Annotated in this window: 17 protein-coding genes; 16 read left to right on the top strand and 1 reads right to left on the bottom strand. The window is 50.0% G+C overall.

Going from position 1 to position 19305, the window contains the following annotated elements; all coding sequences use genetic code 11:
- Positions 1–127: 127 nt before the first annotated feature.
- The 14 genes from ffh (at position 128) to AB1756_04930 (ending at position 12807) form a co-directional block, all read left to right on the top strand.
- Complete coding sequence (gene ffh / locus AB1756_04865; GenBank protein ID MEW5806662.1) at positions 128–1462, top strand: signal recognition particle protein; 1335 nt, start codon at positions 128–130, stop codon at positions 1460–1462.
- 104 nt (positions 1463–1566) lie between these two features.
- Entirely contained in the window at positions 1567–1809 is a 243-nt protein-coding gene (gene rpsP, locus AB1756_04870) for a 30S ribosomal protein S16 (protein MEW5806663.1), read from the top strand.
- A 44-nt stretch (positions 1810–1853) separates the two neighbouring features.
- Positions 1854–2084 (top strand): KH domain-containing protein, encoded by a 231-nt coding sequence (locus AB1756_04875; GenBank protein ID MEW5806664.1) that lies wholly within the window; start codon positions 1854–1856, stop codon positions 2082–2084.
- A gap of 12 nt (positions 2085–2096) precedes the next feature.
- Entirely contained in the window at positions 2097–2639 is a 543-nt protein-coding gene (rimM, locus tag AB1756_04880; protein ID MEW5806665.1) for a ribosome maturation factor RimM, read from the top strand.
- A complete protein-coding gene (trmD, locus tag AB1756_04885; GenBank protein ID MEW5806666.1) occupies positions 2608–3315 on the top strand; it encodes a tRNA (guanosine(37)-N1)-methyltransferase TrmD in 708 nt (235 codons plus the stop codon). The genes rimM and trmD overlap by 32 nt, the downstream gene beginning before the upstream one ends.
- Positions 3312–3662: a 50S ribosomal protein L19 gene (gene rplS, locus AB1756_04890; protein MEW5806667.1), complete on the top strand. Its 351-nt coding sequence runs from the start codon at positions 3312–3314 to the stop codon at positions 3660–3662. Before trmD ends, rplS begins: the two co-directional genes overlap by 4 nt.
- Before the next feature lie 57 nt (positions 3663–3719).
- Positions 3720–4277 (top strand): ribonuclease HII, encoded by a 558-nt coding sequence (locus tag AB1756_04895; protein MEW5806668.1) that lies wholly within the window; start codon positions 3720–3722, stop codon positions 4275–4277.
- A 119-nt stretch (positions 4278–4396) separates the two neighbouring features.
- Entirely contained in the window at positions 4397–6484 is a 2088-nt protein-coding gene (locus tag AB1756_04900) for a tetratricopeptide repeat protein (protein MEW5806669.1), read from the top strand.
- Between the two features lie 53 nt (positions 6485–6537).
- Complete coding sequence (locus tag AB1756_04905; protein MEW5806670.1) at positions 6538–7059, top strand: isochorismatase family cysteine hydrolase; 522 nt, start codon at positions 6538–6540, stop codon at positions 7057–7059.
- Between the two features lie 13 nt (positions 7060–7072).
- A complete protein-coding gene (locus AB1756_04910; GenBank protein ID MEW5806671.1) occupies positions 7073–8395 on the top strand; it encodes a nicotinate phosphoribosyltransferase in 1323 nt (440 codons plus the stop codon).
- 35 nt (positions 8396–8430) lie between these two features.
- Positions 8431–9111, top strand: coding sequence for a hypothetical protein (locus AB1756_04915; protein ID MEW5806672.1), 681 nt, complete (start codon positions 8431–8433; stop codon positions 9109–9111).
- Between the two features lie 231 nt (positions 9112–9342).
- Positions 9343–10845 carry an aldehyde dehydrogenase family protein gene (locus AB1756_04920; protein ID MEW5806673.1) on the top strand — a complete coding sequence of 501 codons (1503 nt, stop codon included), beginning with the start codon at positions 9343–9345 and terminating at the stop codon, positions 10843–10845.
- A gap of 33 nt (positions 10846–10878) precedes the next feature.
- Complete coding sequence (gene ald, locus AB1756_04925) at positions 10879–11991, top strand: alanine dehydrogenase (protein ID MEW5806674.1); 1113 nt, start codon at positions 10879–10881, stop codon at positions 11989–11991.
- Positions 11992–12027: 36 nt separating this feature from the next.
- The gene (locus AB1756_04930) at positions 12028–12807 is read left to right on the top strand and encodes a biotin/lipoate A/B protein ligase family protein (protein MEW5806675.1); all 780 of its coding nucleotides are present in this window, start codon (positions 12028–12030) and stop codon (positions 12805–12807) included.
- Positions 12808–12908: 101 nt separating this feature from the next.
- Here the strand turns inward: AB1756_04930 and AB1756_04935 are convergent, their stop codons facing one another.
- Positions 12909–15206, bottom strand: a complete 2298-nt coding sequence (locus tag AB1756_04935) for a PBP1A family penicillin-binding protein (protein MEW5806676.1) — start codon at positions 15204–15206, stop codon at positions 12909–12911.
- A 117-nt stretch (positions 15207–15323) separates the two neighbouring features.
- Between AB1756_04935 and uvrB the strand changes: the two genes are divergently transcribed.
- Complete coding sequence (gene uvrB / locus AB1756_04940) at positions 15324–17312, top strand: excinuclease ABC subunit UvrB (protein MEW5806677.1); 1989 nt, start codon at positions 15324–15326, stop codon at positions 17310–17312.
- Positions 17313–17385: 73 nt separating this feature from the next.
- Entirely contained in the window at positions 17386–19176 is a 1791-nt protein-coding gene (uvrC, locus tag AB1756_04945; protein ID MEW5806678.1) for an excinuclease ABC subunit UvrC, read from the top strand.
- Positions 19177–19305: the final 129 nt, after the last annotated feature.

Consider the following 19305-nt stretch of genomic DNA (forward strand, 5'->3'; position numbering starts at 1 on the left):
ACGTCTTCTATAATAAAAAATTTATTGGAAGAAATCCGAATCGCATGCGAATACGATGTCAGGCAGAATGCCTGAATTAATAGATATTTGATGCTTGTTAGATGCAGGTGCAGGAGGGAGGCAGGAATTGTTTGAGTCGATAAGCGAAAAATTTCAGTCCATCTTCCGCGTTATCAAGGGGGATGCCAGGATTACGGAATCGAATATCTCGCAGGCTTTGAGAGAGATGAAGCTTGCGCTCCTCGAGGCCGATGTCCACTTCAACGTCGTGAAGAAGATTCTGGATGACGTCAAGGCAAGGGCTCTTGGGGAAGATGTGATGAGAAGTCTCACGCCGGGTCAGCAGTTCGTCAAGATCGTTCGGGATGAGCTTGAAGAGATCCTGGGAAGGGAAGATCGTGTGCTGAAATTCCATTCTGTTCCCCCGTCTGTCTTCATGCTCGTCGGTCTCCAGGGATCAGGCAAGACGACGACGGCTGCAAAGATCGGCCGAATGCTCAAGGAGAGCAGAAAGTTTCCCTTCATAGTGCCAGCGGACACGTATCGTCCTGCCGCCATCGATCAACTCGTCAAGATCTCGAGGGATGCCGGTCTCTCCTTCTTTGCTAATTCGGCAGGAAAGACTCCGGATGAAATTTGCCGGGAGGCTCTGAAGGAGGCCAGGCAGACCGGATACGACTGCCTGATCGTTGATACAGCCGGTCGGCTTCATATCGATGAAACCCTGATGGAAGAACTTGAACGCTTGAAGGGAATCCTGAATCCAACGGAGATCCTCTATGTAGCAGACGCAATGACAGGGCAGGATGCCGTCAAAAGTGCTGCAGAATTCAACAGGAGGCTTCATTTGAATGGTGTTATCCTGACAAAGCTTGACGGTGATGCCAGAGGAGGCGCCGCGCTCTCCATCAAGTTCATAACTGGCGTGCCCATTAAATTTATCGGCATCGGTGAGAAGGTGGATGCGCTGGAGAAATTCCACCCGGAGAGAATGGCATCCCGCATCATCGGGATGGGAGACATCCTCTCGCTTATAGAGAAAGCGGAGCAGGTGATCGAGGCAAAGGAGGTCATCGAGTTACAGAAGAAACTAAGGAGAGAAGAGTTCTCTCTTGAAGATTTCAGGCTGCACCTCCTGAAGGTGAAGAAGATGGGCTCTATCGAATCTCTCCTCGGCATGATCCCTGGATTGGGCTCTCTTAAAGGCGTTAGCCTGGATGATAAGGAGATCGATCGCACGATAGCCATCATCAATTCCATGAACAGCACTGAAAGAGAGAACTTCAAAATCATTGATGGAAGCCGGAAGAGGAGGATTGCCAGAGGTTCCGGACGATCCGTGCAGGAGATCAACAGGCTGCTGAAACAGTTTGCCCAGGTGAAGAAGATGATGAGGCAGATTAAGGAAGCAGGAGGATGGAAGGGGATCAAAAGGCTGGGGCTGCCATTCATCGGGAAATGACATGTTTTTAAGAAGAACAGGTAAATTCCTTTAGAAAAATATAGAATTTGTATTAATCGCAAATTATACTTATAATTAAGATTTTATATTTGGGAGGTGTAGAGGTGCTGAAGATAAGACTGAGAAGGATAGGAACTAACAAGAAACCCTTCTATCGCTTTGTCGTTTCCGATTCGAGAAAAACGCCTCGGGGAAGTTTTCTCGAAATTATCGGTCATTACAATCCAACAACGGATCCTCCGGAGATCGTTATAAATCTGGAAAAGGCTGATGAGTGGATAAAGAAAGGAGCTCATCCATCTGAAACGGTCAGAAGCATTCTAGAAAAGGCGAAGCTGACGCAATAGCAGACGGCACAAAGGTCAGTTCTTATTATAGAGGAGGGACAGACATGAAAGAGTTGTTAGAACTAATTGCGAAATCGCTTGTTGACAATCCCAGCGCTGTTTCCGTGAGAGAGATCGAGGGAGAGCAAACTACTGTCCTTGAACTCAGGGTTGCTCAGGAAGATCTTGGGAAAGTGATCGGAAAACAGGGAAGAACTGCTCGTTCCATCAGGACTATCCTCGGAGCGGCCGGAATGAAGCTCAGGAAGAGATTCGTTCTAGAGATTCTGGAGTAGGGTCGGCGCATTTTGGAGAGACTGATCTCAATTGGAAAGGTCGTTCGAACATGGGGGCTGAGGGGAGACGTCGCCATAAAACTTTTCTCAGGGCGAGTTGGACACCTGATGAAATTCCACAAGCTCATGGCCGGAGAGGAAGCTGACAGCATCAGAACCATCTGCCTCGAGCGAGAAAGATTTCGTAGGAGGCAAATCATAGCAAAATTTTCAGGCATCGATTCCAAGGAAGAGGCGGAAAAGATCATCGGATGGCATGTTTTTGTCAGAGTTTCAGAACTCGGGCCACTTGCTGAAGATGAATATTACATCGATGACCTTGTCGGCATGAGAGTCGTGCTTGAAAGTGGAAAAGCGATCGGAAGGGTCATCGCCATCGATGAGACGAGAGGGACGGATCTCCTCGTTGTTCAGAAAGGGGCAAAGGAATTCCTTATACCGTTCGCAAGATCGATCTGTGTTAGAGTGGAGATCGAAAATAGAATCATCGTAGTCAGGCCTCCGGCAGGATTGCTGGATTTAAATGAAATTTCATGTAATAACAATCTTCCCTGAGATGTTCCAGGGCCCTCTGACAGAGAGCATAATCAGAAGGGCTATCGGGAGAGGGTTGATCACGATCGAGATTCACAACCTGCGCGATTATGCGAAGGGGACTCAGCGACAAGTAGATGACACGCCGTTCGGCGGCGGTGGCGGAATGGTCCTGAAGCCGGAACCCATCTTCGAGGCGGTGGAGGCAATCAAAGTGAGAAATCCCGATGAGAAGACAAAGGTGATCTTGCTCTGCCCACAGGGGAGAAGATTCGACCAGGAAAAGGCGGAAGAACTGAGCGGCTATGAACGGATCATTCTGATCTGTGGAAGATATGAAGGGGTCGATGAAAGGGTGAGAATGCATCTGGCAGATGAGGAGCTCTCAATCGGTGATTTTGTGATAACCGGTGGGGAGCTGGCTGCAATGATTGTCATCGATGCCATGGCGAGGCTAATCCCCGGCGTCTTGGGAGACCCGGAATCGCCGAGGAAGGATTCCTTTTCAGCCAGGGTGCTGGGTTACCCGCTGTACACGAGACCGGCCGACTTCAGGGGAATGAAAGTGCCCGATATCCTTCTTTCAGGAAATCATTCCGAGATCGAAAGATGGAGAAAAGAAAAAGCTCTGGAAGCAACAATCAGGAAGAGGCCGGACCTCATGGAAAAGAATGAGAAAGGAAAGGATTCACAATGATGGAGATGATCAAAAGCTTTGAAGAAGGAAGGATAAAAAAAGAGATTGCCTCTTTTGCCCCGGGAGACAATGTTAAAGTCCATGTCAAGGTAATCGAGGGAGAGAAGGAGAGAATACAGGTCTTTCAGGGAATTGTCATCAGGAGGAGAAATGCAGGGTTGAGGAGCACCTTCACCGTACGGAAGGTCTCCGATGGAATCGGCGTCGAGAGGATCTTTCCACTTCACTCCAACATCATCGAGAAGATCGAGGTGGCCCGGAAAGGAGCAGTCAACAGAGCCAAACTCTATTACCTGCGCGGGAAGAAGGGGAAATCGGCAAGGATCAAAGAAAAGAAGATATCCTGATCGCAAAAAATGGAACCCTGCTGGTTTTATGAAGATCATGCAAGTAAAGATGGCTTTTTGCACATCTGTGGTGTCGATGAGGCCGGGAGGGGTTGCCTTGCAGGTCCGGTGGTCGCTGCTGCCGTCATTCTTGATAGGGAGAAAAGCTGGGAAGGAATCCGGGATTCCAAGCTTCTCACCCCTTTGAGCAGGAAGAGACTCTTTAAGAAGATCCTGAGGGATTCCGTTGCATGGGGCGTCGGAGTGACAGGAGCAGAGCAGGTCGATAGGATCAACGTTTTCAACGCTACTGTCACGGCCATGAGGAAAGCCATTGTCTCCCTCGGTAGATCGCCTGATTTAGTCCTCATCGATGCCGTGAAGATCCCCGGTCTTGAAATCCCTTCGATGAGCATAATAGGAGGAGACAGGGTCTCCTACTCCGTCGCCGCCGCTTCCATCGTTGCTAAAGTCTACCGTGATTCACTCATGGAAAAGCTCCATCCCTTATTCCCAGCATACAATTTCTCGCGGAACAAGGGATATGGCACTGAAGAGCACAAAAAAGCGCTATTTTTGCATGGCCCCAGCAGCATACATCGCACAACCTTCCATGGTGTCCTCGTCGATGTATGATAGTGTTGTTCTTCATAAATGAATGTTTCACCATAGACAAATCTATCGCAGTCAGACCAGGTATTGAAGTTCACATCTTTGCATTTGATTTACTGTAGTGAAAGAATTAATTTAAATGTATGACAAAAGAAGAAAGAGACAAGCTGATAAAATCAGCCGAGAAGCACCTAAAACGGGGAAATGTCGAGGAAATCCGCACTCTCTATCATAAACTCTCTGGTTCAACACCTCTGGATACGAGCACTATCAATTACCTGGGAGATCTCTGCGCCAGGTTCAATAAGATCGATGAATCCATACTCTTCTTCAGAAAGGTAGCTGAAGAATATGAGAGGAAAGGCTTTGACCCGCAAGCAGCCGCCATGTGGAAGAAGATCATAAAGTTGAAACCTTCAGATGCGGAGCCTTACTTCCGGCTTGCGGAGCTCTACCAGGGAAAGAAGCTGACCATTGAAGCCAAACGGAACTATCTCAGCGCGGCAAAAGGCTACATGGACAAAAAAGACTGTAAAAACGCCATATTGGCTTATGGGAAACTTCAGCAGCTTGAGCCGGAAAATCTCAAGTTAAGAGAAGAGATAGCCGGTCTTCTTGTGGAGATGGGTGATAGAAAAAGAGCGGCGGAAGAGTTTCTGGGCATCGCTTCGGCTTCGGAGAGTAGCGGGAACATGGAAGAAGCCCTCAAGTTTTTCAGGAGGGTCGTATCCCTCGATTCCTCGTGCCTTGCAGAGGTCGGGAAGTTCATTCAGAGGGTATTCTCCAGGGGGATGAAACAGGAAGCTATTCTATTTGCGGAGGACCTTTACCTCAGCATGCCTGCATCGGGAGAGAATGCGGCTCTCCTTGCCTCTCTCTTTATGGAATTGAAGAATTATTCGGATGCAAGGAAAATCCTGAACAAGGCTCTGGAAGGAAATCCATCCTCTTCATATCTAATAAAGATGGCTCTGGGAAAGCTACTTCAGTTTGAAGGAGAGATAGATAAGAGCTTTGAGTATTACAATCAGGCTGCGGATGACCTAATCCATGAAGGGAAGTATCAAGAGGCTTCCCGTGCCATGGGCGAGTTTCTCAAAGACGCACCGGAGAATATCAGAGGGCTAGAGAAGCAGCTGGAGGTCACAAAGCTTACCAATAACAAGGAAGAGATGGCTCATTGCTACAGGAGCCTCGAAAAAGCCTATCAAAAACAGGGAATGTCTGACCAGGCATCGTGGGCGAGAGCGGAGATTGAGAAAATGCCGCACGTCATTCCTGTCTTCAGGGAAGCTGGTCGGGAGTTGATATCGGAAAAGACTTTGAAAGGGGAGGAACTTGTCGGTCCGCTCAAGAAGGAAGAATACATCGACGAGCAGATGGCAATCGCTAATGCCTATCGAAAACACGGGATGAAAGAGAAGTCCGTGAATTACATGGACAGGCTTTCCGAAAAATACCCGGAAGAGGAAGAGGTCCTGGAGGAACTTATCCACACGCTTTGCGATGCAGGGGAAAAAGAAAAAGCTTCGAAAAGGGCGGTTGAACTAGCCGCGCTATACGAGAGAGGCGGGAAGACGGCTAAAGCCATCGCCATCCTGGGTAAAGCTTTTGGTCTGTCCACTGATCGAAAGGCCATTTTAGAAAGGATAGAAACACTGGGCGGAGGAAAGGTCATCGATATATTCCAGCAGCGGGGAGGAATTGCAGAAGAGGTTCAAATGGCGCCCGCAACAGACGATGAAATAGAGATCAAGATCGAGGAAGAGGCGGAAGAAGCCGAAAGAATCACAACAATTGATGAGACCCTGAAGGTTTTCAAGGAAAAAGTAAAGCAGGATGTTGGCGAGGATGATTTCAAAACCCATTACGATCTGGCGGTTGCCTACAAGGAGATGGAGTTATACGATGAGGCCATCAACGAATTTTTGCACGCCCGTCAGGATGAAGGATATTTTGTTGATGGAAGCCTCATGATCTCGCTCTGCCAGATGAGCAAGGGAGAGATGGATCAAGCTAGAAAGACTTTAGAAGAAAGCATAATGCAAGTGGCCAATACGAAGAAGACCCTGTGGTTGAAATACGAGCTTGCCGGGCTCTATGAGAAAGAGGGCAAGTTGAAACAAGCCTATGACCTCTTTCAGGAGATCCTGGATGCTGATCCCACATTCAAGGATGCAGAAGCTAGGGCAGATAAACTTTCGGAGATGATGAAAGAATCCTCTTCCTAATTCACGCAACTTAGAAGCTCTTTATTTAAATCTTTGCGCTGATGGAGATGTCCATGAAAAAGGTCCTCATCGTCGTGGATATGCTGAATGGATTTCTGAAACCGGGAGCGTTTCTCTATTGCGGGGATGATTCGAGACGGATCATTCCCTTCGTCAGGGAAATGGTCCAGCAATACAGCGATGCTGGGAATCCGGTCATCTTTCTGGCCGACAACCACAATCCTGGTGATCCTGAATTTACCGTCTATCCTCCCCATTGCCTGAAGGGGACCGAAGAGGCATGTGTCATCGATGAGTTGAAGGATCTGGCACGGAAGGAGATCCTCATTCCAAAGACCAGGTTCAGCGGATTTTACGGAACAGATCTCGATAAGATCCTTGAAGAGATCAAGCCGGAACTAGTTGAGGTAGTTGGTGTCTGCACAAACATCTGTGTGCTTTACACGGTGGAAGGATTGAGAAACAGGGATTACAGGGTGAAGGTCCACCGGAAAGGAGTGGCCTCCTTCGATGAGGAAGCAGCAGAATTCGCACTGAGGCAGATGCAAACCGTACTTGGAGCTGAAATAGTTTAAGGAGCAAGGAAGCATGAGCATATCGGATGGCACAAGGCTTGATCCATCCATTTTCAGGATAGATGCGAGCAGGATGAGAAAGGGGTGGTACAGCGACCACTATTTCAACAACATCGTCCTGATCCTTTCCGAACTCGTCAGGCGGGAATACCGATTCCGGGGAGAGAGCCAGATTCTGAGAGAAAGGGATTTCGATTTGAGTCGCATCGATACGGGAAATATCGAGGTGGAAATGCAGTACTTCACGAAGCGGGAGCCTTTTTCCATCGTTGCAGGGACTGACAATGCAATAGCCATCCTGAAGGAGTGCACTGGCTATTTTGATGAGCATGGAGAATTCGTCAATACCTTCAAGGACCTTGAAGTTGAAGCCGTTCAGGATGGAGCGAAGCTCCTTCCCTGGCTTCCCGCTATGAGGATCAGGGGAAGGTACAGGGACTTTGCCATCCTTGAGACTCCCACTCTCGGCGCCATAGCACGAAGAACGAGAATCGCCACCAATGTCTATACTACAGTCAAGGCGGCCAATGGGAAACCGGTTCTCTTCTTTCCAGCCCGCTTCGACATCCATGAAGCCCAGGCGGGGGACGGATACGCGTATCGGATTGCAATCGAGAGGTACAATATGGAGGAGAAGAAGAAGGTGCAGCCTTTCATCTCCACGGCTGCACAGGGTGACTGGTGGGGGGAGAAGGGGGGAGGAACCACTGCTCATGCCTTTATCCTCTGCTTCCTCGGAGACACGGGCGAGGCGATGATGGCTTTCTCCGAAGCGCTTCACCCTGACGTGAAGAGGATCGCTCTGGTTGATACCAACAACGACAACGTCGGCGATTCAAAAAAGACGGCCATAAAGATGTTCCAGAAGTATATCACTCTGAAGGAAGAGGGAAGGAGAGAGGAGGCGAAAAAATACATCCTCTACGGCGTTAGGGCCGATACGGCTTCCAATATTCGCGATGTAAGCGTTGAGCCATCAGGGAACCCGGCTCTCGACTTCGGGGTGAATCCACGCCTCATTAACAAGATGAGAGGTGCCCTCGATGAGCTTCATGCCGATCCCGCTATTAAGCCCGGGTGGAAAGAGGAAGCAAAGAGATATTTCCGGAGCATAAAGATCGTTGCAAGCGGCGGCTTTACTCCCGAGAAGATCTCTCTCTTTGAAAGTTTGCGGGTTCCGGTAGACATTTACGGTGTAGGGTCCTACTTGATGCGCGGAGAGAATAATGACTTTACAGCAGATGTTGTCATGGTGAGGATCAATGGGAAATGGTGCCAGATGGCCAAGGTCGGCAGGCAGAGACTCGAGAATCCAGATCTTGAGCGGGTAGAGTGACGATGGAAAGAGAGACGGAATAGAGAGATGAAGGTATGGATAAGCATCGTATCGAGAAGAAGAAAAGAGTGAAGGGGATCGAAGTAATCGGAAGAGATGTATTCAATGAAGATGGGTTCCTGCGCCTTGAGAAGATGACCCTGAAGAATATCTATGAGGATGGCACATCATCGAGGAGTTATAAAACCGAGATGGTTCACCGGAGAGGGATTGATAGCGTGGCCATCATCCCCTATTTCTTCGATGAGGAAGGCAGACTCAACATCTTCTTGAAGAGAGGAATAAGGCCTGCCGTCTATTTCAGGAAGAACCTTCCCCTGGCTATCCCAGACTCATCCGATAACCTCTACATTTACGAAGCCATTGCGGGAAGCTTGGAGGAAGAGGACAGGGATGAACAGTCTGTGGCGGAAAGAGCGAGTAAAGAAATCTTCGAGGAGCTTGGATTCCGCGTGAAGGTCGAGGATATCGAGGATCTTGGCGGAGGCTTTTATCCATCCCACGGCCAATCATCGGAAAAGATCCATCTCAGGGCGATCAGCGTTCGGCCTGAGGAGAAACTGGAAGCATCTGGCGATGGCTCTGTAAGCGAACAGGACTCGAGGACTGAGGTCATCGACGCGAAGAAGATACTGGAGATGTGTTCCCGGGGGGAGATCGAAGACCCCAAGATTGAGATCGGCGTTTCCCGCCTCTGCAAGAAGCTCCAATACTGATACCCCTTTGTTAATTGATGAGTAACGCCACAGTTATCTGACGAGTTTCATTGCCTTTTTGGAATCTTTCCCTCCCCCTGCAACCAAAACTGAGGCGTGACATCAATAACGCAGTAATTCTTGACAGCAAATGGAGCTATTTGTTAACATTTCAAGTCAAACTAATCAGGAAATTAGAAGTCTTTCAGATATTGGTGGCTGAGTTGATAAATACAGCTAATAGGAGAAGTTATGCCAGAGAAAGTTTATCTGAATTTCATCAACGGGGAATGGGTCAAATCCAGAACGGGGGAGCTCTTCGAGAACAGAAATCCTGCCAATCAGGATGACCTGATAGGGCTCTTTCAAAAGTCCGGTCCCGAGGATGTGAATGATGCTGTCTCCGCTGCGAAGGAAGCCTTCAAAAAGTGGAGGCTCTATCCGGCGCCGAGGAGAGCGGAGATCATCTTCAGGCTGGGCGAATCGCTCATCAGGAAGAAGGAAGAGTTTGCAAGAGAGATGACGAGAGAGATGGGAAAGATCCTGAAAGAGACGAGAGGCGATGTTCAGGAGGCGATTGATACATCTTTCCTTCTTGCAGGAGAGGGAAGGAGGATGTTCGGCCAGACCGTCCCTTCCGAGATGCCAAACAAGTTTGCAATGTCCATAAGGATACCTGTCGGTGTATGTGCCCTCATCACGCCCTGGAACTTTCCGATGGCCATCCCATCGTGGAAATTGATCCCGGCCCTCGTCTGCGGGAACACCGTCGTCATCAAACCGGCAACCGATACGCCTCTGTCCGCCTACAACCTTGTCAAGACGTGTGAGGATGTGGGAATCCCCGGAGGAGTCGTTAACTTTGTCACGGGATCTGGAAGCAAGGTAGGAACCCCACTGACGAAGCATGGTGATGTGAAGCTCGTTTCGTTCACCGGTTCCACGGATGTCGGCCGGAATGTCAGCAGAGCCTGCGCGGAGGATTTCCGGCACTGCTCGCTCGAGATGGGGGGAAAGAATGCCATCATCATCATGGATGACGCTATCATTGAGAATGCCGTAGAGGGAAGCCTCTGGGGCGCTTTTGGAACTACCGGTCAGAGATGCACGGCTTCCAGCCGCCTCATTGTCCACAAGAAAGTCTACAAAAGATTCACAGGGATGCTCGTCGAGAGGGCGAAGGCTCTTAAGGTGGGTAACGGGCTGGATGAATCGTCGGAAATGGGGCCCTGCATTAACGCTGGCCAGCGTGAGAAGGTTATGGAATATGTAGAAATCGGAAAGAAGGAGGGGGCAAAGCTGCTCTGCGGCGGGAATATCCTGAAAGGGAAGGATTATGACAGAGGTTTCTTCTTCGAGCCGACCATATTCGGAGATGCCGAATCCAAAATGAGGATCGGCCAGGAGGAGATCTTCGGTCCCGTCGTCTCAATAATCCCCTGCAACAGCTTAGAGCAGGCGATCGATATCGCCAATGACACGGTGTACGGTCTTTCTTCCTCAATCTACACGCAGGACGTGAATGGAGCCTTCACGGCCATGAGGGACCTCTACACCGGCATCTTTTACGTCAATGCTCCAACCATCGGCGCCGAGGTCCAGCTTCCGTTTGGCGGGACCAACCAGACTGGAAACGGACACAGGGAGGCAGGATCGGTCGTTCTCGAGACATTCTGCGAGTGGAAGTCAATCTATATCGATTTCAGCGGCAAGCTCCAGAAAGCGCAGATTGATGACGTGAAGAAAATTGAATAAACGTAAAACGAATCGATTCAGGAAAGGTGAACTATGATCATAGGAGTACCGAAGGAAATAAAGGACAATGAGTACAGAGTCAGCGTCGTCCCCGCTGGCGTGAAGATTCTGACAGAGGCGGGACACAAGGTCATCGTCCAGAGAGGTGCCGGACTTGGAAGCGCCATTGAGGACGAGGAATACGTCCAGGCAGGAGCAGAGATCGAGGAATCCGCGGATGCCCTCTTTAAGAAGAGTGATTTGATCATCAAGGTTAAGGAACCGCTCAATGAGGAATATCATCGGTTCAAGGAAAATCAGCTACTCTTCACATACCTGCATCTGGCACCTGTTCCTGACCTGACTAAATTCCTCCTCGATAGGAAGATCGTAGGAATCGCATATGAGACCATAGAAGCGGAGGATGGCTCGCTTCCCCTTCTCACGCCGATGAGCGAAGTGGCTGGAAGGATGTCGGTCCAGGTAGGGGCGCACTATCTGGAAAAGATCAGGGGAGGCATCGGGGTTCTCCTCGGTGGAGTCCCGGGAGTCCCGCCGGCAGAGGTCGTCATAATAGGCGGTGGCACGGTCGGCATCAACGCCGCAAAGATGGCGCTTGGACTGGGAGCCAGGGTAACCATCCTGGAATTATCCGCGCAAAGAATGCGGTACCTTGATGATGTCTTCGGAGGAAGAGTCGCGACCCTGATGTCCAATAGCTATTACATCTCAGATTCGGTCAAGAAAGCAGACCTCCTGATTGGAGCCGTTCTCATCCATGGTGCTTCTGCGCCAAAACTCGTCACGAGAAAGATGATCTCCACCATGAAGAAGGGCTCGGTCATTGTGGATGTCGCCGTGGATCAGGGAGGATGCATCGAAACGACCAGGCCGACCAAGCATAGCGACCCTGTTTATTTCGTAGATGGGGTTCTGCACTACGGTGTGGCAAACATGCCCGGAGCCGTACCAAGGACATCGACATTTGCTCTGACAAACGTCACCATTCCATACGCTCTTATGATAGCGAACATGGGTTTCAAGAGAGCCGTAGTTAAGGATAAAGGCTTGAAGCTTGGCGTCAACACATATGACGGCAAAGTGACTCACCGGGGAGTCGCGGAATCTCAGAACCTTCCATATCACGATCTCGGGAATCTTCTCTAAGTGAACGTAGAGAAAGATCTTAAGGTTTGGCGCTTATTGATAGATCCTTCTCTCGATGGATCGAGGAACATGGCCATCGACGAAGCTCTTCTCGATACCTGTGCTTCGAGAGGAAGAGAATCCTGTTTTCCGGTGCTGAGATTCTATCAATGGAAGACTCCAACGATTTCAATCGGATACAACCAGAAGGTTGAAGAATCGGTCGATCCGGAGTTCTGCAGGAGGATGGGGATAGAGGTAACGCGGAGGCCAACCGGTGGAAAAGCCGTCCTCCATGATCGGGAACTGACTTATAGCATCACGGCAGATTGTTCCGATCATCCTTTCACTAGTTCCGTAGCGGAAAATTACATAATCATATCTGAAGCCATTATAGAGGGGCTTAGAGTATTAGGCATTGATGCCATTATCGCCGACGCGGGGATTCCAGCTTATGATCCATTCTCCAGGGAGCACTGTTTCAGCAGACTATCTCGATACGAAATCTCTTACAGGCAACTCAAGATTGTCGGTTCGGCTCAGAGAAGGAGGAAGAAAGCATTCCTTCAGCACGGCTCTTTGTTACTCGATATGGACAGAGTGCTGCTTGCCGGGGCATTGAGATCGGAAGGGATTCAGCAAGCAGGATCTCAATTTGTGACGATAAGCGAAGCGGCGGAAAGAGAGGTGAGCTTTGATGAGCTCGCCGAAACGCTGGCGAAAAGCTTCCAGAAAACGTTTGGAGTTTCTTTACTGAGGGGATCTCTATCGCAGAAGGAAAGAAACCTTGCGGAGGAGCTGCTGATTCGCAAGTATATAACCGCTGCGGGCGGATGACGGCGCTTTGCCTCAGCCACCCGCCGATATTTCTTTAGAACTGTCATCCTTTCATCTTGCAGGGTTGCAGGTTTCCCTTTCTAACACCTAAGATGAGTTGTTTAGGGAAGATATTGAGAGGCTTCATTGATCGGCACGACGGTCGTCACCCTTCCATCCTTCCCATACCAGCGCTTTCCGTCTATCTCATATGAGTAGCCATCTCTTGATTCCATAAATTCCTCTTCAGGATTCAATTTATCCTTGCTGGAAGAGATGACCGGGATTGAAACCGTCTTGTCCCCGAGAACGAATTCAATCCTCTTGCTAGATTTGACGAATCTCAGTCTGCTGTCCATATGGAGGAGATCGGAAAGCTCTGCAGGCGAAAGAATAAGCTCGTTTTTGTCGGTCATCGGCAGGCGGAGGATCTGGTAGGGGAGAGAAACCTGGAAATGCCTTGCCGCAGAGCAAAATTCGAGAGGCTCGCTTCCCCTCCGGAAAGCTTCCAGAATGACCTCTTCACAGCCTGTCTCGACGCTGGCTTTGAAGCCTGTTCTTTTGTCCACGGGGACGAGAACTATGCCGGGAGGGACGTTGAAATCGGATGGCTCTCTGTCGGAAAGCGCGCTTGACATGAAATTGATCCAGATGGGAAGCGCCGCCCTCGTCCCGGTCTCGTCATGACCAAGACTCTTTTTAGTGTCGTATCCGACCCAGACTCCACAGATGAGGTTGGGCGAGAAACCAATGAACCAGGCATCTGTGTAGTCGTTGGTTGTCCCTGTTTTGCCTGCAAGAGGTTTTCCCAGGGACAGGGCTCTCTGAGCCGTTCCGCTCTCGACGACACCCTTCATTATCCAGACCATCTGGAAGGCGGATTCCTCGCTGATCGACTCGTGAGCTTCCCCCTTTGTCTCCTCTCTCATGGTTCCCGTTCTGTCTGTGACGTAACGGACGAAGATTGGATTCATCCGTATTCCACCGGTGGGCAGTGCCGAAAGGGCAGATGTCAGATTGAGCAGGGTTACCTCAAAGGAGCCTAGAGCCATGGATGGGTAAGGCTGAAGGCTGGCTTCGATCCCCATCTTTTTAGCCTGGCGGATCACTCTGTCGTAACCTACCATGTTGAGAAGCTTAACAGTCGGGATGTTTATCGACTGCTCGATGACCTCTCTCAGCGTTCGCAATCCGGAATAGTCGTTTGTGTAATTATCTGGAAGATATGGATTCTCCGTCTTTCTATCGTAGAGAACGATAGGTTCATCGAGGATCTTAAAAGAGGGGGAGAATCCGTTCTCCAGCGCAGCGGCCAGTATGAATGGCTTGAAAGCGGATCCTGCTTGCCTCTTTGCCTGAACGGCTCTGTCGAATTCACTCTTGTTGAAATCCGAACCGCCAACGAGGGCCTTTATCTCGCCCGTGGATGGATCGATGGCGACAAGAGCCGCCTCCGCGGGCGGTTTGTTCGGATGTCTCTTTTTGAGGTTATCGAGCCCCTTCCGGACAGACTCATTGGCAAACTGCTGGAGCCTGACGTTAAGCGTCGTGTAGACGTCCATTCCTGCCCTGTAGAGCATCTCCTCTCCGAATCGTTCCAGGAGCGCTCTCCTTATCTCTTCCACGAAGTATGGCGCGACGTTGGCCTCTCCGTGTGCGGTCGCCACGACATTCACCTTCTCTTTCCTGATCGCCTCTTCTTCGTCGCTCTTCAGGAAACCTTCCTTCACCATTCGTCCAAGAACGTGGTTTTTCCTGGCTTCTGCCCTTTTTAGATTCTTCAGGGGAGAATTCGATTCGGGCCTCTGGAGCACGCCTGCCAGCATTGCGGACTCGGCTTTCGATAGATCTTTTGACGCTTTTCCGAAATAGAAGAGAGATGCGGCTTCGATGCCGTATCTACCGTGACCCATGTAGATCTGGTTGCAGTAGAAGTGGAGGATCTCCTCCTTTGTGTAGACTCGCTCGATCTGCAGCGCAAGAATTGCCTCCTGGATCTTCCGCTTGAGCGTCTTCTCCGGTTTGAGGAAGAGATTCCTCGCAAGCTGCTGCGTCAGCGTGCTTCCTCCCTGGACATACTGCATGGATTTGAGGTTTTGAAGCGCGGCACGCGCGACACCAATGAAATCTATCCCCTGGTGCCTGTAGAACCGGGAATCCTCAGTAGCGACAATGGCTTTAACCAGGAATTCGGGTAGGCTCTTCTGATTGATGAGGATTCTTTTCTCCTGGCCGAACCGGAAGATCTCCTGGCCATCGTCGCTGAATAGACGAGTCATGATAGGAGGGGAATAGTCTTCCAGATTCCGTACGCTCGGCAGGTCCTTCATGAGAAACTCTCCGAGAGCGAACCCCAGGACGATGGAAAGAGCCGCAAAACCCAGAAGGATGCTTCTTCTCGTCTTTCTCGCTTTCTGCAATTCCGTTCCCCTCTCGTTTTTTATGAGTATAACACAAATAGAAGCGAGCATTGGATTGCTGGAAAAGACGCCTCATTCTGGATTTTGAGATAGAATAAAGAGCGGGATTCAGGAACCATGGAGGAATTCAAGCTTCATTCGAAGTTCAAGCCGATGGGAGACCAGCCTTCTGCAATCAATTCCCTTGTGAGAGGGATCAAAGAAGGGAAGAGGGATCAGGTTCTCCTCGGGGTCACAGGGTCGGGAAAGACATTCACAATGGCAAAAGTGATAGAAAAGGTGAAGCGGCCTACCATAGTGATCGCACACAACAAGACCCTAGCGGCACAGCTTTACCAGGAGTTCAGGTCTTTCTTCCCGGATAATGCAGTTGAATATTTCGTCAGCTACTATGATTACTATCAGCCCGAGGCTTACATTCCGCAGACAGATACCTACATCGAAAAGGATTCCTCCATAAATGATGATATCGACAGGATGCGGCACTCGGCAACGAGGTCTCTCTTCGAGAGAAGAGACGTTCTGATCGTTGCCAGTGTTTCCTGCATATACGGACTTGGATCGCCGGAAGCCTATCACGGGATGCTCCTCCTCCTGGAAGAGGGAAAGGAAATGGACAGGCACGAGATGATCAAGAAACTGGTCGAGATCCAGTACACAAGGACGAATGCCGATCTTCTGAGAGGAACGTTCCGTGCGAGAGGGGACATCCTGGAAATCTTTCCGAGCTATGAGGAGAAGTCGATAAGGGTTGAGCTTTTCGGGGATAAGATCGAATCCATCGCGATGGTGGATCCATTGAGGAGGATTGTCCTGGAAAAGGCAAGAAGGGTTCCCGTCTATCCCAATTCTCATTATGTGACACCGGAAGGACAATTGCGGGATGCCATCCGCAGCATCAGAGAGGAGCTCGAACAGAGACTGCACGAACTCGAGGCGCAGAGAAAACTTCTGGAGGCGCAGAGGCTGAAGCAGAGGACGCTGTTCGACCTGGAGATGATCCAGGAGATCGGGTATTGCAGCGGGATAGAGAACTACTCGCGGCATCTTACGGGAAGGTCTCCCGGGCAACCGCCTCCCACATTGATTGACTATCTTCCGGATGACGCCCTTATCTTTATCGATGAGAGCCATCAGACCGTTCCCCAGTTAAAGGGGATGTACCGCGGAGACAGATCAAGAAAAGAGACTCTGGTCGAGTATGGTTTTCGCCTCCCATCGGCCCTCGATAATAGACCCCTCATGTTCGAGGAGTTCGAGGAGATGAGAGGACGGACCATTTTCGTATCGGCCACGCCGGGACCATACGAGCTTTCGAAGACGGAAGGGGAGTTCTCCGAGCAGGTGATCAGGCCCACCGGGCTCGTAGATCCGCAGGTGGAAGTCAAACCGGTTATGAACCAGGCAGACGATCTGCTTGCGGAGATCAGGGAGAGAACGAAGATAGGGGACAGGGTCCTCGTGACGACGCTGACAAAGAGGATGGCGGAGGATCTCACGGAGTATTACAGGCAGCTTGGTGTGAAAGCGAAATATCTTCACTCCGACATCGAGACGCTCGAACGAGTGAAGATACTGACAGACCTGCGCAAGGGAACGTTCGACGTCTTGATCGGCGTTAATCTTCTGAGAGAGGGGCTGGACCTTCCGGAGGTTTCCCTGGTTGCCATCCTCGATGCGGACAAGGAAGGGTTCCTGAGGTCTGCCGGTTCCCTTATTCAGACATCCGGAAGAGCCGCGAGAAATGTGAGGGGAAAGGTCATCATGTATGCCGATCTCATGACACAGTCGATGGGGAGGGCAATTGCGGAGATGCGGAGGAGGAGAGAGATCCAGCAAGGCTACAACAAGAAGCATAAGATCACTCCTGAGACCATCGTCAAGGCGATAGATGAATCGGTCTGGCAGATCTGCGATGCCGACTATATGACCGTCCCGAAGCAGTTGGAGACGATCGAGGAATTCAAGACGATTGAGGAAATCGACAGGGAGATCAGAAGGCTAGAAAAAGAGATGAGTCGCAGCGCCGAAGCTCTCGAATTCGAAAGAGCAGCAGAACTTCGCGACCGCATCCGCTACCTCAAGAAGAAAATCCTCTTCTCATAGCAGATAGGGTGTCAGAAGATGCCCCGAGGACACAGGGGGATAACGCATCAAGCCATTGCTATAATGAAAAGAGATGAAAGAAAAACTTGTTCACAAGATAGAAGATATTCCATTCGCACCTGGAGTCTATCAGTTCTTGAACGGCGAAGGGCAAACAATATATGTAGGGAAGGCGAAATCGCTCAAGAACAGGGCGCGGTCATACTTCCAGAAGTCCACAAATAGTACACCTAAAACGCAGCAGATGCTCTCAGAAGCCGAGGATGTCAGGTTCATCGTAACGGCATCAGAGCTGGAAGCATTGATACTCGAGGGGAACCTCATCAAGAAGGAAAAGCCGAAGTACAACATCGTCCTGAGAGACGACAAGAATTTTCCATATCTGAAGCTCACGATCAAGGAGAAGTATCCGAGAGTCGTCCTCGTTCGAAAGGCTGGCAAGGATGGGAACCTCTACTTCGGTCCTTATCTTCCGGCAAGAGTGGCCAGACGAACCCTTAAGATGATTCCGAAATTCTTCAGGGTGGCGGTCTGTAATTATAACCTTGACGTTAGAAAGAGAAGACCATGCCTGTACTATCAGCTTGATCAGTGTCTCGCTCCCTGCGATGAGAAGATAGACAGGGAAAGTTATCTGAAAGCCGTTGACGCGGTGAGACTCTTCCTGGAGGGGAAGAACAGCGAGCTCCTTGCCAACCTCAGGGCGAATATGATGGCGGCCGCGAGAGAGGAACGGTTTGAGGAGGCTGCTTTTTATAGAGATACGATCGGCACCATCAAGAGGCTTTCCGAGAAGCAGATCATCATATCCGTTGGCCTCGAAGATCAGGATTATTTTGCCCATTACGGGGAGAAGGATAAGATAGCACTTCAGGTTTTTAACATGAGGAACGGCCACGTTCAATCAAGGAGAGAATTCACTTTTGAGGGGATCGATCTGGATCAGGAACCTTTTTACCAGACCGTCATCCTCCAGTACTATTCTGACAGGCAGGACATTCCAGACAGCATCTATACTCCGGAATCGTTCCCCGAGATGGGACTCGTTGAAAAGATGCTTTCAAGTATGAGAGGAAGGAGAGTAAAAATCCTGACTCCTCGGAGAGGCCCCAGGAAGAGCTTCCTCGAGACGGTGAAGAAAAACGCCAGACTTCTCTTTGACATCCGGTTCGGGAAGGAGATGAACCGACGGGAAGATGGACTTGAGGAATTGAGGGAGGCGGTCAAGATCTCGCAACCGTTGAGGCGGATCGAGGCCTTCGATGTCTCGAACATCCATGGAACCGACTGCGTGGCCTCCATGGTCGTCTTCGAAGATGGAGGACCATCAAGGAAAGATTACAGGAGATTCAGGATAAAGACGGTTTCCGGAGTCGATGATTTTGCTTCCATGGCGGAGGTCGTAGGAAGGAGATACAGGAGAGCCATGGAAGAAAAAGGAAAACTCCCCGATCTTATTCTGGTAGATGGCGGTAAAGGACAGCTATCCTCCACCGTTTCGGCGCTAACGGAGATTGGCATTGAAGGCGTCGCTGTTGCAGGCTTTGAAAAAGGAGAAGAAAAGCTTTATCTGTCCGGAAGAGAAGGACCAGTACTGTTCGAAACAAATTCACGGGCTCTCAATCTTATCCGCAGGATCAGGGACGAGGCGCATCGATTCGCCATTGCCTATCACCGGAAGCTCAGAACAAGGAGGACTCTGACTTCGGAATTGACTATCATTCCAGGAATCGGAAAGAAGACGGCCGAGAAGCTTCTAAAAGAGTTTGGTAGCGTGGAAGGGATAAAGACTGCTTCCTCGAAGGAGCTATCCAGAATCGCAGGAAAGAGCGTAGCTGCGGCAATAGACAAGCATTTTCGTTAAAGGTAGCAATAGCTAAATCCAATTTCCCTCATTCCTTTGAGGAATTGAAAATATTCTGCGGGCAGCTTATATTAGGAATCGACAGAAGTTTCGAAAAGCCTGGTTATGACAGAAGATAAAATCTTCGAG

Source organism: Acidobacteriota bacterium, from assembly GCA_040752675.1.
In the GTDB taxonomy this organism is placed as follows: domain Bacteria; phylum Acidobacteriota; class Polarisedimenticolia; order JBFMGF01; family JBFMGF01; genus JBFMGF01.

Excerpts from the sequence above, each read along its gene's own strand:
- AB1756_04875 (MEW5806664.1), top strand. The coding sequence starts at position 1,854 with ATGAAAGAGTTGTTAGAACTAATTGCGAAATCGCTTGTTGACAATCCC.
- trmD (MEW5806666.1), top strand. The coding sequence starts at position 2,608 with ATGAAATTTCATGTAATAACAATCTTCCCTGAGATGTTCCAGGGCCCT.
- rplS (MEW5806667.1), top strand. The coding sequence starts at position 3,312 with ATGATGGAGATGATCAAAAGCTTTGAAGAAGGAAGGATAAAAAAAGAG.
- AB1756_04900 (MEW5806669.1), top strand. The coding sequence starts at position 4,397 with ATGACAAAAGAAGAAAGAGACAAGCTGATAAAATCAGCCGAGAAGCAC.
- AB1756_04905 (MEW5806670.1), top strand. The coding sequence starts at position 6,538 with ATGAAAAAGGTCCTCATCGTCGTGGATATGCTGAATGGATTTCTGAAA.
- AB1756_04910 (MEW5806671.1), top strand. The coding sequence starts at position 7,073 with ATGAGCATATCGGATGGCACAAGGCTTGATCCATCCATTTTCAGGATA.
- AB1756_04915 (MEW5806672.1), top strand. The coding sequence starts at position 8,431 with ATGGATAAGCATCGTATCGAGAAGAAGAAAAGAGTGAAGGGGATCGAA.
- AB1756_04920 (MEW5806673.1), top strand. The coding sequence starts at position 9,343 with ATGCCAGAGAAAGTTTATCTGAATTTCATCAACGGGGAATGGGTCAAA.
- ald (MEW5806674.1), top strand. The coding sequence starts at position 10,879 with ATGATCATAGGAGTACCGAAGGAAATAAAGGACAATGAGTACAGAGTC.
- uvrB (MEW5806677.1), top strand. The coding sequence starts at position 15,324 with ATGGAGGAATTCAAGCTTCATTCGAAGTTCAAGCCGATGGGAGACCAG.
- uvrC (MEW5806678.1), top strand. The coding sequence starts at position 17,386 with ATGAAAGAAAAACTTGTTCACAAGATAGAAGATATTCCATTCGCACCT.